At 34.9% G+C, this 14,648-nt stretch carries 11 protein-coding genes; 1 reads left to right on the top strand and 10 read right to left on the bottom strand.

The features are described 5' to 3' along the window. Window positions 1-131 precede the first annotated feature (131 nt). Both MHI39_RS06380 and MHI39_RS06375 read right to left on the bottom strand, forming a co-directional pair. On the bottom strand, window positions 132-1,403 hold the full coding sequence (locus tag MHI39_RS06380; protein ID WP_342541426.1) for a uracil/xanthine transporter: 1,272 nt from the start codon (window positions 1,401-1,403) through the stop codon (window positions 132-134). 102 nt (window positions 1,404-1,505) lie between these two features. Then, window positions 1,506-2,402, bottom strand: coding sequence for a DUF2877 domain-containing protein (locus tag MHI39_RS06375; RefSeq protein WP_342540916.1), 897 nt, complete (start codon window positions 2,400-2,402; stop codon window positions 1,506-1,508). A 280-nt stretch (window positions 2,403-2,682) separates the two neighbouring features. On the opposite strand from MHI39_RS06375, the gene MHI39_RS06370 reads away from it, so the two are divergent. Continuing rightward, the gene (locus tag MHI39_RS06370; RefSeq protein WP_058002897.1) at window positions 2,683-4,326 is read left to right on the top strand and encodes a PucR family transcriptional regulator; all 1,644 of its coding nucleotides are present in this window, start codon (window positions 2,683-2,685) and stop codon (window positions 4,324-4,326) included. Between the two features lie 73 nt (window positions 4,327-4,399). Here the strand turns inward: MHI39_RS06370 and MHI39_RS06365 are convergent, their stop codons facing one another. The 8 genes from MHI39_RS06365 to pstB (MHI39_RS06330) all read right to left on the bottom strand — a co-directional run bounded on the left by MHI39_RS06365 (window position 4,400) and on the right by pstB (MHI39_RS06330) (window position 14,643). Next, complete coding sequence (locus MHI39_RS06365) at window positions 4,400-5,734, bottom strand: allantoinase (protein ID WP_058002898.1); 1,335 nt, start codon at window positions 5,732-5,734, stop codon at window positions 4,400-4,402. 130 nt (window positions 5,735-5,864) lie between these two features. Beyond that, window positions 5,865-7,220: an allantoinase AllB gene (gene allB / locus MHI39_RS06360; RefSeq protein WP_342540915.1), complete on the bottom strand. Its 1,356-nt coding sequence runs from the start codon at window positions 7,218-7,220 to the stop codon at window positions 5,865-5,867. 227 nt (window positions 7,221-7,447) lie between these two features. After that, window positions 7,448-8,845, bottom strand: coding sequence for an NCS1 family transporter (locus MHI39_RS06355; RefSeq protein WP_071977042.1), 1,398 nt, complete (start codon window positions 8,843-8,845; stop codon window positions 7,448-7,450). Window positions 8,846-9,384: 539 nt separating this feature from the next. Continuing rightward, on the bottom strand, window positions 9,385-11,466 hold the full coding sequence (locus MHI39_RS06350; protein WP_278891597.1) for a heavy metal translocating P-type ATPase: 2,082 nt from the start codon (window positions 11,464-11,466) through the stop codon (window positions 9,385-9,387). 124 nt (window positions 11,467-11,590) lie between these two features. After that, entirely contained in the window at window positions 11,591-11,920 is a 330-nt protein-coding gene (locus tag MHI39_RS06345; protein WP_058002902.1) for a metalloregulator ArsR/SmtB family transcription factor, read from the bottom strand. Window positions 11,921-12,273: 353 nt separating this feature from the next. After that, window positions 12,274-12,930 (bottom strand): phosphate signaling complex protein PhoU, encoded by a 657-nt coding sequence (phoU, locus tag MHI39_RS06340; RefSeq protein ID WP_342540914.1) that lies wholly within the window; start codon window positions 12,928-12,930, stop codon window positions 12,274-12,276. A 28-nt stretch (window positions 12,931-12,958) separates the two neighbouring features. Next, a complete protein-coding gene (pstB, locus tag MHI39_RS06335; protein WP_278891595.1) occupies window positions 12,959-13,744 on the bottom strand; it encodes a phosphate ABC transporter ATP-binding protein PstB in 786 nt (261 codons plus the stop codon). Window positions 13,745-13,815: 71 nt separating this feature from the next. Then, the gene (pstB, locus tag MHI39_RS06330) at window positions 13,816-14,643 is read right to left on the bottom strand and encodes a phosphate ABC transporter ATP-binding protein PstB (protein WP_259549333.1); all 828 of its coding nucleotides are present in this window, start codon (window positions 14,641-14,643) and stop codon (window positions 13,816-13,818) included. Window positions 14,644-14,648: the final 5 nt, after the last annotated feature.

Raw genomic sequence — 14,648 nt, 5'->3', positions numbered from 1 at the left:
CTATTTGAGTATTTTTTCTCAGTGAAAAATGGAGTTAACAGTCTTCAACCTACTGTGATTAAAAGAGCAAAAAAATAAAGGCCATCTCATAATAGTCAATTATGAGATGGCCTTTTCATATATCTAAATATCTATGATGCCATATTTTCACTTTCTGATTGGATCTTTTCAGTTTTTCCGTAGCGATCCCATTTAAATAAATTCTCTAGAATAAGTGATAATATAATCCCTACCATTAATCCACTACTTAAAAGTGGACGGATAAAACTAGGTATTGTTTCAAAATAGGATGCAGGTAATGTCATAATAACAATTCCCACAAATAATGGAACAGCAGAACGATAGACATTTAATGTATTAAATTCAATCTGTTTAAAAAATGCAAAGGATGAGTTTAATAAAAGTAAATAAGAAACAAATAATACCGCACTACCTATGCTCAATGGCAACTGTGAAAAGAAATGTCCCACAGGCGGAATTAATCCCATTACTAAAAACATAAATCCACCTAGTACAAAAGGAATTCTTTTGATAATCCCTGTTTGACTTAAAAATCCAATTGATGACACATATGGTGAGTAAGGCACAAGACCGAATACACCTGCAATAGCTGTGAAAATACCTGTTATTGTAAATGATGTTCGATATTGAGTTTTTGTTGTTTCAGATTTGTACATTTCATCTGTACCCTTTAACGCACCAAATGTATTCGCCGTATTCAATAAACCAGCTAAAACAGTTGTAATAATGATCCCTGTATTCCATGTTGGTTTTCCTAATGGGAATAAATCTAAACTAAATGATGATGCCTCACTTACAGCCGCTTCAGATTTAAAAATAAGAACATAAGCAATCCAACCAATAATAATACCGATTAATAAACCATATTTTCTTATCGCTGGTGGAGCTTTAATACTAACAATAATAACAATAATTGCAATAATAATAGATAATAATGAAATAGATAAATCAATATGTGCACCTTGTGCTTGATTACCAAAAGGAATACCTAGCATTCCTTTTAAGAAGATACCGATCAACTGACAACCAAAAAGAAACATAAATACACCCATAACAGCAGGTTTAAATAAATTTGAAATATGCGGACCTATACCCGTTAATCCAATTATCATCGTCAACACTGCTGAAATGATAATACCAACCGTTAAACTTCCACCCAACTCAGTTAATGACATTCCTTGTGCAATAGCTGTATTACATAAGGTTAGGATTACTCCCCACCAAAGACCAGACTGTCCTTCCATGATTGCTCTTTTATGTCCTAGAAATGCCTGAACAATACACGCAAGACCGGTCACTATGAATGAAAGCTGTAATAGATTAACAATCTTTCCACCAGGTAAGTCAAAAGCCGCTCCTACTGTAATAGGTATGACAACAATGTTAGTAAAAATGAAAAAGAGCCATTGTAAGCCTGATATCCAATTGGATGATTTTAATAATTCTTTTATGATAATCGCCTTCTTTACTTAAAATTTAAAGGCTCATTTCAAAACTAAAGCCTTAATTCCTAATAAAATTCCTAGTAAGGTGTCTGCACCTGATGTATGACCAATTTTTTTCATTTCCTCAACAGCTTGGAAAAATTCAATATCACTTCGCGAATCCATCCCTTTACACATCTGGATAAGATGAGTATGAAATTTAGCATTTGTAGCATATAATAAATACTCATATGCAATATGCGTCGTCCTTTGTCTACCTTTAGCTACTAAATAGCTTTTCAATCGTTCTTGAAACTCACCTTTTGATCCATTAAATGCTGAAAGAAATGCACACACACCTGTTAATACATCGTCCCCACTCGGTGTAAGTCCAAGACCCCTCCCCATCCAATAATCAAATACGGATTCATATTCAGTGGATATCTCACCTTGAACAAGCTGGATTAAACGATTCACTTCATTTATAAATTTACTGCTAGTAACTACTTGCGTTGAGGATAGTAAGTATTGGTTTAGTTCTTGTTTTTCATCAGGGGTTTGTGCCAGACCAGTTTGCCAGTCTGATTGTAGAAATAAATCTGCAATATATCGAAAATGATCAATTATGATGGAATGATTTGTTAAGCGGTCAGAAAACGAATGCTTTGTCCACTTAACTTGCTTCATATCAAGTACTGCTTCATTTGAAAAAATGAGCTTTCCAGATGCATGATCCCAACGGACAATCTGTCCATTCTGGATTTGTCTAATCAGCTGTTGTGCATCCATTCGACTTAAGCCAATACCGAAAGGCGCTAATCCATTTTCATAGACACCAACATGTACAAGGCTTTTATCAAACGCGATGTTAAAACTATTGGTAAATACACTATGGATACTACCCTGAGGATTTTGTTCAAGGATTTTATAAACTTCATTGCTCGAAAAATACGCCATCCATTCCATCCTTATCAACACTTCCTTTCCTCATTATCCATTTACCCAATAACAGTAGTATAACATCAAAATAACGAAGCACTAAAACAACATCCGCTTCGTTTTTCCGTTTACACTATCCTTCTAAGATTCTTTAATCCCAGTGTAGTTTTTTTGGTGAAAAAAGTCATTGTTTAAAATGACTAAATTATCACTTGCATTTTAGCTATATTAAACGTATGATAAGTAAGTTAAGCTAGAATTAATTTTGTACAAACTTTAATGTATTTGAGGGATATTCATGAAAACAATGAATGATTTATTTATCTTAGAAGGTATGAAAGAATCAATTGTTTTAGCAGGTCATAGAGGACTTACCCGAAATGTACAGTTTGTTAATATATCAGATACACCTGACATCATTAAGTTTTTAAATAAAGATCACTTACTGTTAACTACTGGCTATGCTTTTAAAGACGATACACAAAAGCTATGCGAGTTAATTAGACAAATGCATGCATTAAATTGTTCTGGAATAGTCATTAAGATCAATCGTTTCTTAAAGACTTTGCCAGCAGAGGTGAAATTACTAGCCGATGATTTGGCTTTTCCGATTATTGATTTGCATACAGACCATTCATTAGGTGAGGTCTCACGTCATATTTTGAATTATTTAAATGACCATGAAGCAGAGCAACTTTATTATGCTTTACATGTTCAAAAGGAATTTTCAGATATGATGATTAAAGGATATAGTTTAAATGCTCTTGTTGAACAATTAGGTCATTTTTTATTACGTCCAACTCTTTTGCTTAATCATCGTGGCGAAAAGATTGCACAAAGTCATGATTTCCGCAAAGAATCGATGAAGATAATTGAGCAAGAAATAATCGAGATAATTAAAAAGGATTTAGATGCAGCTCGTGAAGGAAATACGTATGCTATTCCTTCTAAGGAAAATCAATCCATCTCAACATTTCCTGTGCAAACAAAGCGTCAGGATAATAGCATGCTAGTAATCATAGATTCTCTAACCTTGCCATATCCTTCTTCACAAATGGCCATTGAACAAGCTGGGAATGTGGTTTCATTCACAATTATTAAGGAACAGGCTATTGAAGAAAACTCAAGATTATTGAAGAATAACTTTTTCGCCGATTTAATCGAAATGAGAATTCAATCAGATGAGGAAATCATTAGTCGTGGAAATTTTTATGGCTTACAAGAGGATCTGAATAATATATGTATTATTTGTACCGTTGATCCAAAAGGTGAAAATTACGAAACTCTACAACTTTATGAAAAAAAGGTTGGTGAGCTTTATCATAGTATTTACGATAAGCTTGAAGATGAAATTATCGATGCACAAGTAAATGCAACATTATTTACTAAAGAAAAGTACTTTGTTATGATTGTGCAATTTCCTGATATTACCGAGACTGAAATGAAGCATATAACAAAATTTGTTGAAACGGCTCAAAGTCATTTACAAGGAGATTATTCTATTTCATTCGGTGTAAGTAATGCTGTTCACTCTCTAAGGGACATTCCAACTGCTTATCATGAGGCGGTTGAAGCAATTATGAACGGATATGATCTAAACATGTTCGGGTTCATAAACTTCTACCGAACAAGAGAACTTGAGGAATTGCTAAAAATTATTCCGAAGAAGGATTTAAAGGCTCTCTATGAAAATACATTAAAATCATTGGCCTATCCTAAAACAAAGGAAGATCAAGAATTGGTAAAAACCATTCAAGTATATCTTGACTGCCAATGTGAAATTTCGGAAACATCAAGAAAATTATTTATTCACCGTAATACAGTAAAATATCGAATTGAAAAAACAGAAGCTTTACTTAACTGTTCTTTCCGTGACCCTGCCTATTCACTTCGGATTCGAGTCGCTTTAATCATAGGTTCCATTCTCGAAGAATCCGAATGAGTAACTTATACCTTCTAAAACGAAGAGAGGTAGGCTGAGTATTGATTATTCAGCCTACCTCTCTTTTTACATGTTATTTTTCAGCAATAATTTTTCCATTTTCAAACACAATTTGTCCATTCACAATTGTTGTTTTTACTTTTCCTTGATATGTTTTTCCAACATAAGGTGAATGTTGATGACGATAGAATAGATCTTCTTTCTTTAATTCAAAGCTTTCGTTTAAATTCACAATTGTTATATCTGCATCATAATTAGGTGCAATGGTACCTTTATTTTCAAGTTTAAATAATTTTGCAGGATTTGTCGCTGTCAATTCAACAATTTTTTCTAAAGGAAGGTTACGTTTAAAATGGCCTTCAGTCAATAAGATATTTAAAGTAGATTGTGCACCTGAAATTCCGCCCCATCCTTCAAAAAAGTTGCCTTCTATTTCTTTCATTGATGCGGGTGCTGGTGAATGGTCGGAGCCAATGACAGTAATTTCCCCATTAGCTACAGCAGCCCATAAATCTTCAACCTCATCTTCATCTCTTAATGGTGGACAGCATTTTGCTACCCCACCTTTTTCTTCCAAATCTTTTACTGTAAGAGATAAATAATGCGGACAAGTTTCTACTGTCACATCTACACCTCTTAGTTGTGCCTCTTTAATAACTTGTACAACTTTTCTGCTGCTTGCATGAACAATATGAAGCTTACAGCCAGTTGCCTCAGCATAAGAAATTATTCTTCTAACTGCCTCAATTTCAGAAATAATTGGTCTTGATTCAACAAAATCTCTTGCTGATGTCTTTCCTTGGCTTTGCTTCTCTTGAGCAAGTTGATCACAAATTACTGTACTCTCAGCATGAACAGCTAAAAGGGAACCAAATGAAGCGATCTCTTTCATTCCTTTATATAGTGTTTCATCATCCGCATTATCAAAATCTGCAATTCCACTCGGTGACATAAATGCTTTAAAACCAATTACACCATTTTCGTGAAGTTCCTTCAAATCTGCAATATTTTGTGGAACAAGTCCACCCCAGAAACGAGGATTAACAATTGACTTTTCTTTAGCAGCTGCTCTTTTCAATTCTAAGTTTTCTTTATTAATTGTTGGTGGTGTACTATTTAATGGCATATCAAAGAATGTTGTTACTCCCCCAGCTGCCAAACTTTTACTTCCAGTTTCCAATCCTTCCCATTCTGTTCGACCAGGTTCATTAAAATGAACATGTGAATCAATTAGGCCCGGGAAAACATGGAGACCTTCCGCCTCAATAACTTTCTCTGCTGTTCCTTCGATTGACTTACCGATTGAAACCTCCGCAATTTTACCATCCTTAATAGCGATATCACCTTGAGCATTTGACTCTGCTGTCACAATAGTACCGTTTTTTATTAATAAATCGAATGTAGCCATTTCCTTTTTCCTCCTTGCTTATTTCTTGAGCAGTCAATCATTTAAATTAAACCGCTCCAATCCATGAATAAGGGACTGCATAAAAAGCTAAGGGGTCAGACTTATTAAAAGACTAACCCTTAGACAATTATTATTTTGCTGACATTAGCTTACCAATTGGTTCACCAACGATTCCTTCTTCTAAATCAAAAACTACATGTCCACGAACAATCGTTTTAGTCACGCGGCAGTCGATTTTTCTGCCTTCATAAGCACTATGCTTATTTTTATAATATAGATCTTCTCTTTTTACTGTATAAGACTGATTAGGATCGAGTAGGATAATATCTGCATCCTTCGAAACAGCAATCTCACCTTTATTCGGTATGTTGAAACGTTTAGATGGATTTGTTGCAATAAGATCAACAAATTTTTGAACTTCTAGGCCACGCTGTTTCACTGCCAAATCAAACATTAAGTCAACATTATTTTGAGCTCCACTAATTCCGCCCCATGCTTCAAAAATATTTCCTTGCTTCAAATCTTCTGTACATGGAGAGTGGTCTGAAGTTAACCAATCAATATTTCCATTAAGAAGCTCGTCCCATAATTTTGCTTGATCCTTTGCTTTTCTCAATGGTGGTTGACATTTTGCTCTAGGACCGATTTCTTCAACCATTTCAGCAGTCATCGAGAAATAATGTGGACATGATTCAAGAGTAACGTCCACTCCTTCAGCACGTGCTTTTAGAATCGCCTGAACGGCTTCAGAAGTGCTGATATGCACTAAATGTAATTTACAGCCAGTTTCTTTTGCAAATAGTAAGGCACGTTGCACAGCTTCAACTTCTGTAAATATTGGTCTAGAGTTAACGTAATCCATTGCAGTTGTTCTTCCCTCACGGACCATTTCCTCCGCAAGTTTAGAAGTTACAGATGGATTCTCTGCATGAATACAAAGTATTTGATCTAACTCTGCTAACTTTTGCATTCCTTTATATAAAGTATAATCATCAACATTTGTAAAGTCTCCAGGAATATCACTTGTTATATCAGATAAGAAGCATTTAAAAGCAAGAACACCTGCATCATCTAGCTCTTGTAACTTATCTAAATTATCAGGAACAAGTCCACCATAAAAACCGTAGTCTACATAGTTCTGATTTACTGCTGCCTCAAGTTTTAAATCCAAAGCTTCCTTATTAATAGTAGCTGGAAGTGCATTAAGTGGCATTTCAACATAACTTGTTGTACCACCAGCAGCAAGTGCTTTTGATCCAGTCTCAAACCCTTCCCATTCTGTACGACCAGGTTCACTGATATGTACATGAGTATCAATCATTCCAGGCATTACATATTGCCCACTTGCATCAATAATCTCCTTTGCATCCTCTGTAATTTGTTCAGCTATGCAAGAGATTTTTTCATTTTTAACACCAATGTCTACTTTACGTACACCATCGCGAAAAACTACATTTCCATTTTTAATAATTAAATCGTATGACATAATTATCTCTCCTTCCTATTTATCATCATTTATTCTTTCCCTAAGTCATTTTGTTTTAGTTTCTTTCTTTAAAGAAAGCTCTTTTCTAATTTTTTTGGAATTGAAATTAATTAGAAATTAGAGCCTTGGATATAAGTGACTAAAGAAAAAAGATTGCATTGTCGTGATGATAAAAACCATCCACTACAATGCAATCTCTTACTTATAGATTTGATTTTCATCAATCATTATTTCTCAAATATCGTACCTTTTTTAAACTTAGAATTTTTAAATGTAAACTTCATTAATAAGATGTAGGCAATTGCTGCGACCACTGCACCAACAATCCAAGCTAAATCCACTTCTATGAAGGCTGCTGCTGCACCAATGAACATCGCAATTAATGCACATGGATTAAATCCAGCAAATTGACCATCCGGCTTATAAATTTCTGCTACATCCACTTTTTGTTTTCTCAAAATATAATATTCCACTAATAAAATTGCAACTACTGGTCCTAAAAATGCAGAATAGATCAGTACGAATAGGTTTAAGCCTTCTGCTGATGAATCCTTTACAAGTTCCCAAGGGAAGGCAACTAATGCAAGCAAACCAGTAATGATAGCTGCAGGCTTATATTTCAATTTAGTAAGCAATGTAATAACATATGCTGGAGGAATAATATTGGCAACCATATTTGTTGCAATAACTCCAATTACGATAAAGATTGATACAAAAACTGTAATATATGAATTATCAACGATAATTGCTAATGCTTTTGCAGGGTTAGTTACTCCTGTTGCTGAAGCAAGCATTGCACCAATTGTGAGTACAAAACCATAGGCTACAAAAATAGAAACAAAGTATAAAGTTCCACGTTTTCCATTACTAATACCCGTTTTCAATTCTCTTGAGTAATCTGCTGCACTTAAGAAAATCGCAGCATAGTTTCCAAGGAATACCATAATAAATCCGAAGAATGGTAAGCCCCATGATCCTTTTGTATGAACCCATGTATCAGCAATTGCATCTCTATGTGAAGTTAAAAGAATAATAAACACGTATACAAGTGCTAACATGATAATAATTGAAGCAAGTGATTCTACCCATTTAATGGCATGGAAGCCAAATAGTGAAAGAACAATTTGTAATAACACCAACGCTACAAAGCAAATAGCAACATGATCAAAGCTACCATCTGTAGCAATCTTTGCAATTTCATTTAATGCTGTAGCACCAATCCAACTTTGTATTCCATACCAAACGATGGCCGGTATACCACGTAAAAGGGATGAAATGATTGTTCCTTTAATACCAAAGGACATTCTAAGTTGAGCAACATATGGGATACCTGTTTTGTATCCAAGTCTGTCATTTAAAGCAAAAATAGTTGAAATAATAGCGATTGCGATAATACCTGCTAAAAATGTCTGATAAATATTAAGTGTTGCAATTCCGGCTACAACTAAGCTGGCACCTAGAGTCATATTCCCTAAGTTTACTCCATCACCAATCCACATAAATGCATAAGAGATTGGACCTACCGTTCGTTCGTTATTTTTTTTCGGATACAACGATTCATCTACACCTGGAGCGTGTTCGATCTGTATCTCATTTGAATCATAATTATCTAACTTCGTAGACATTATACACCCTACCCCATTTCTTAATTTTTTCTAACGTGCATTGGCTGACCACCAGTCAATGGTTGTCCATCTAAAAACAATAGATAATAGTATTATGTCCTTTTCTATATGTTTAAGCTCCCGATTTTCCAATGCTTATTTAGGATATTTTGGCAAAATATTTACTTTTTGCCTAAAGAGTTTATTTTTCTTCATTCTTGCTGTAAAATGATATACTCCTTTCAAATTTCTTATTAAGTAAACATTTAAGTAATCGAGACCAATACTTAAATTTCTTGACCAATTCCCTTTAATATTTAACAAAAAGAGAAATTTGTCGAAAAAGCGTTTACAGCTCATATAGTTTATTATACCTACATGGTCCATTCAGGTCGTTATTTCATTTAAACAAAAAAGAACAAAACAGTTAGCTAGCATGCATAAACAACTTTTTTATTTTGTGCTTTTTGTACAAGAAGTTGTCGAATTTACCTATGAATTTTCTTCTCCAATAAAAAAAACGCCTTAATAATGTCGAATTAAGGCGATTTTTCTAAAACTTATGCATGATGTTTTTGACGAATCAAAACTGTCAAACTGATTAGTGTCACTAAAACAGTTGCTCCCATATCAGAAAGAATGGCAATCCATAAGGTTAACCATCCTGGAATAGTTAACAATAAGGCGATTAATTTTAATCCTAAGGCCAATGATATATTTAATTTAATGATGCGATTAACTCGCTTAGAAATTCTAATTGCAGAAGGAAGCTTACCTAAATGGTCTTGCATTAGTACGATATCTGCTGTTTCGATTGCACTATCCGTTCCTTTCCCCATGGCAATTCCTAAATCCGCAGATGCAAGTGCTGGAGCATCATTAATTCCATCCCCTACCATAGCTACTTTTCCACTTTGAGTGAGCTCTTTAACTTTGGCTACTTTTTCATCTGGCAAAAGTCCAGCAAAGTAATTCGTTAATCCAATTTGTTTGGCCACTTTTTCTGCCGTTTTTTCATGATCACCTGTTAACATAACCGTATGTTTAATTCCTAATTGCTGGAGCTCATCTATAATTACTTTACTTTCCCCACGTATTTCATCCGAAATTCCCATTATTCCAAGAACTTTTTCTTCATTTGCAACCGCCACTAATGTATAGCCGTGATTTTTCATCTCAGAAATTTCTTGCTTTATTTGCTCGGTAAGCGCAGATTGCGGGATTCCTTTTTCATTACCGACAAAATAAATACTCCCATTTACATTAGCAACGATCCCCTTGCCTGATAATGTGTTTACATCAGATACCTCATAAATAGGGGACGAAACTTCCTCAACCTTTTTCATAACCGCTTTTGCTAAAGGATGTGATGAAGCATTTTCTACTGAACCAGCCACTGTAAAAAATTTTTCATCATATTGCTTTATTGCTTCAACTATTGGTTGCCCTTTTGTTAATGTACCTGTCTTATCAAAGGCAATAGTATTGATCTTTCCCAATTGTTCAAGGAACACTCCACCTTTAATTAGAATCCCATTTCTTGCATTGCGAGTAATTCCCGAGACAATTGCAATAGGTGAGGATAAAACTAGTGCACAAGGACATCCAACAATTAACACGGCTAATCCTTGATAAAACCATTTCCCCCAATCTCCTCCTACAAATAGAGGTGGAATTACCATAACTATAATCGCAATTAAAATAATGATAGGCGTGTAATATTTAGCGAAATGATTGATAAACTGCTCAGTAGGTGTCTTTGTTTCTTGTGCTTCTTCCACCAAATGTAAAATTTTCGCTAATGAGGAATCTTCGTAAGACTTTGTAATAGTAATTTTAAGAATTCCTTCATTATTAATACTTCCACCATATACTGCTTGGTTTATCGATTTTTCAACCGGTAGAGATTCCCCCGTAATTGCCGCTTCATTGACGGAGCTTTTCCCTTCAAGGACAACACCATCTGATGGGATCTTTTCTCCTGGCTTCACTAATACAGTATCACCTGCCCTCAATGATTCAATAGAGACAATTCTTTCTCTTCCCGCCTCGATTAGGAGAGCTTCTTTAGGTGCCACCTTAAGCAAGGATGCCATAGAATTTCTTGCCTTTTCCATTCCCAACCCTTCGAGGAATTCATTAATACCGAATAATATCGCAACGAGGGTTCCTTCTTTCCATTCCCCGATACTGAAGGCACCTATTAATGCTATCGTCATTAATGTATCAATATTAAATTTTAATCTGAATAAGTTCTTAACCCCTTGAATAAATGTTTGGTACCCACTAATTGCCGCAGCAATAATAAATAGTGCAATCGCTGCCCCCTCACTTGCTTTACCTACAAACATAGCCAAAAAATATAGAACAGCTGAAACGATAATAAATAATTTTAATAAACGATTAGAATGGGCATGGGAGTGTGCATGATCATGGCCATCATGATCATCCTTTTGAATTGCTGCTCCATCAGTTGCAAGGATCCTTTCAACTTGTGCTAGTGAAATTTCATCATTAACAATAAGCTTGCTTGTATTATATAAAACCTTTGCATCCTCTCCATGCTCAAGCTTGTGTATCTCTTCCTCCATTTCCCTCGCACAATTGGCACAGGAAAGGCCTTGTAATTTATATTCTGCCATTATTATTCCCCCTACCTTTACCACTTGCCATCATGGCTTGTAATTTGTCTAATTCGGCAGCTAGGCTTATAAATCACTACTATTTGAGTATTAAACGGACATCACTTTCTTATACCCTATCGCATTAATGATGTCTTGCGTGGTTTATAGTCTGTTTAAGAATGTCCATCACATGGTTATCATCATGGGAATAGTACAACGTCGTTCCTTCTCTTCTATATTTCACTAACCTTAAATTTTTTAAAAATCGTAGTTGATGAGATACAGTGGTTTGGAGTAAGGAAAGCTTTTCTGCAATTTCATTTACTGAATGCTCCTTATCTGAAAGTAAATGTAGAATCCTTATACGCGTTGGCTCTGACAATGCCTTAAAGGTTTGTGAAACAATAAATAATGTCTCCTCATCAAGCTCATCATGATCTTGTTCAAACGGAATTTGATTATCTTGCTCCATGCTATCACTCCTATTATATGTCTTATATGCGCATATGTTCATATATTATATTTTTAATTTTACTAAAAATTAATTTTCGAATCAAGGGGGTTTTTATCATTAGAATTAATATGGGTTTTTTATGGGTAACTTCTAATTTAGAGTATGAATTTGTCCTTCATCACGTTCCTAAAGGACAGTTGGGTGATTAGTTTATTCTATTTTGTCCTTGAAGCTTATGAAGGACATTTTCCTCTTTAGATTTCCTAAACCTGTTCTTCTAGCAAAAAACCTTCCAAATCATTCAAAGCTGAACTAAGCTACCCAACAAGAAACTAAAACAAAAAAACAGACGATTCATCGTCTGTCCGTACTTATTTATTCAAATCAACTAGCTGGCCGGTTTTTAAATAAACAATCCACTCACAAACATTTGTTACATAATCACCGATTCTTTCCAAATGTTGAGCTACTAAAAGAAAATGAATGGCTTGATGAATTCTTTCCTTGTCTTGTTGCATAATTTCCACCAATTCCAAAAAGATCATTGAAAAATATTTATCAATTTGATCATCCTTTTTGGATACTTCAATGGCCGCCTCCCGATCCAAAGCGATATAGGCGTCTAAGCTTTCACGAACAATTTCTTTGACTAACTCTGCCATTTTCGGGATATCTATTAATGGTTTGAGATACGTTTCGTTTTTTAACCGAATTGTGGCTTTGGCAATACTAACTGCATGATCAGCCATTCGTTCTAAATCCGTTGCTACTTTTAACATAGTAGCAATTCGTCTTAAATCCGTTCCAACTGGTTGTTGTAGTGCAATGAATTCAAAACATTTCGTTTCAATTTCAATTTCATATTCATTGATTTGCTTATCGTCAAGAACAACCTCTAAGGCCAATTCTACATTTTTATCAACTAAAGATTTTACACTTTTGTAGATAGCCTCTTCCACAAGTAATCCCATTGCCATTAATGTCTCATGGAGTTCTGTTAAGCGATCTTCAAACACACGTCTAACCACACTGCTGCCCCCTTTATTCCGTGATTTATTAACCAAATCTCCCTGAAATATAATCCTCTGTTTCTTTCTTTTTTGGATTAGTGAAAATCGAATGTGTTTGATCAAATTCGATAATCTCACCGTTTAAGAAAAAGGCCGTATCATCTGAAACACGCGCTGCCTGTTGCATACTATGTGTCACAATGATAATTGTATATTGCTGCTTTAATTCAATAATTAATTGTTCAATTTTAGATGTAGAAATAGGATCAAGTGCAGATGCTGGTTCATCCATTAAGATCACATCTGGTTGTATCGCAAGAACACGAGCAATTACAAGTCTTTGCTGCTGTCCACCGGATAACCCCATAGCGGATTTGTGTAATCGATCCTTTACTTCATCCCATAAGGCAGCCTGTCGTAAGCTTTTTTCTACTATTTCATCCTGTATTCCTTTTTTCTTTATACCATGTATTCGAAGTCCGTATGCAACATTATCATAAATAGACATAGGAAAAGGATTGGGGCGTTGAAACACCATCCCTACTTGTTTACGAAGTTCCACCACATCCATAGTAGGACTGTATATGTCTTGATTGTTATATGAAAGTTGACCTTCTACACGAAATTTTGGAACTAAATCATTCATTCGGTTTAATGTCCGTAAAAAAGTAGATTTTCCGCATCCCGAAGGACCAATTAATGCCGTCACAGTATTCTTTTTCATATCAATAGTAATATCTTTTAGTGCTTGAAACTGATCATAATATACATTTAATGAATGACTCCGAATGATTGTACTTGTTGCTTCTAGTTGCTCGGTTGAAATTGCCATGCTTTCATTCACCTGCTTTACAGTTTAGTTTGATTTAAGACTCATCTTTTTTACTAGTACGAATCCCCAACTCATCCGAAATTTCCAGTCACATAATCTTCTGTTTGCTTCTCTTGAGGATTCGTAAAGATTTGTTTCGTCTCGTTGTATTCAACTAAATCCCCCATATAGAAAAATGCTGTTTGATCAGAGATTCTCGCTGCTTGTTGCATATTATGGGTCACAATGACAACGGTATAATCTTTTTTCAAATCAATGATGAGCTCTTCAATTTTACTAGTCGAGATAGGATCTAAAGCTGAAGCAGGTTCGTCAAGCAATAGGACATCAGGTTCCATAGCTATTGCCCGTGCAATACAAAGTCTTTGCTGCTGTCCACCAGATAAAGCTAATGCTGATTTATTTAAGCGATCCTTCACTTCATCCCAAAGGGCTGCTTTTCGTAAGCTTTTTTCAACAATTTCCTGCAATACTTTTTTGTTTTTCTCTCCATGTTGTTTCGGTCCAAACGCCACATTATCAAAGATAGATTTGGCAAACGGATTGGGACGTTGAAACACCATTCCAATGTTTTTTCTAATCTCAAATACATTCACATTGGATTGATTGATATCAAAATCTTTATAGATGATCTTTCCTTCTACACGACAACCCTCAATTTCATCATTCATTCGATTTAAGCTCCGCAAATACGTAGATTTCCCACAACCAGATGGTCCTATAAATGCAGTCACTTGATTTTTATAAATTGGCATAGATATATTCTTTAAGGCTAAATGATTACCGTAGTATACATGTAAATCCTTTGTTTCAAGTGCTGTTACTTTTTTTGTCTTCAATTTATGACTACTCACAGCAATCGCCGTCTTATTCTGCTTTCTTTCCATTGTCGCTTCCATTCTCA

It is taken from the genome of Heyndrickxia sp. FSL K6-6286, from assembly GCF_038630395.1.
Classification (GTDB): Bacteria; Bacillota; Bacilli; order Bacillales; family Bacillaceae_C; genus Heyndrickxia; species Heyndrickxia oleronia.
This window is presented reverse-complemented; position numbering and strand designations above follow the sequence as displayed.

What these genes read in the sequence shown, in the direction of transcription:
- MHI39_RS06375 (WP_342540916.1), bottom strand. Translation starts at nt 2,402, where the DNA reads ATGGCGTATTTTTCGAGCAATGAAGTTTATAAAATCCTTGAACAAAAT.
- MHI39_RS06370 (WP_058002897.1), top strand. Translation starts at nt 2,683, where the DNA reads ATGAAAACAATGAATGATTTATTTATCTTAGAAGGTATGAAAGAATCA.
- MHI39_RS06365 (WP_058002898.1), bottom strand. Translation starts at nt 5,734, where the DNA reads ATGGCTACATTCGATTTATTAATAAAAAACGGTACTATTGTGACAGCA.
- allB (WP_342540915.1), bottom strand. Translation starts at nt 7,220, where the DNA reads ATGTCATACGATTTAATTATTAAAAATGGAAATGTAGTTTTTCGCGAT.
- MHI39_RS06355 (WP_071977042.1), bottom strand. Translation starts at nt 8,845, where the DNA reads ATGTCTACGAAGTTAGATAATTATGATTCAAATGAGATACAGATCGAA.
- MHI39_RS06350 (WP_278891597.1), bottom strand. Translation starts at nt 11,466, where the DNA reads ATGGCAGAATATAAATTACAAGGCCTTTCCTGTGCCAATTGTGCGAGG.
- MHI39_RS06345 (WP_058002902.1), bottom strand. Translation starts at nt 11,920, where the DNA reads ATGGAGCAAGATAATCAAATTCCGTTTGAACAAGATCATGATGAGCTT.
- pstB (WP_278891595.1), bottom strand. Translation starts at nt 13,744, where the DNA reads ATGGCAATTTCAACCGAGCAACTAGAAGCAACAAGTACAATCATTCGG.
- pstB (WP_259549333.1), bottom strand. Translation starts at nt 14,643, where the DNA reads ATGGAAGCGACAATGGAAAGAAAGCAGAATAAGACGGCGATTGCTGTG.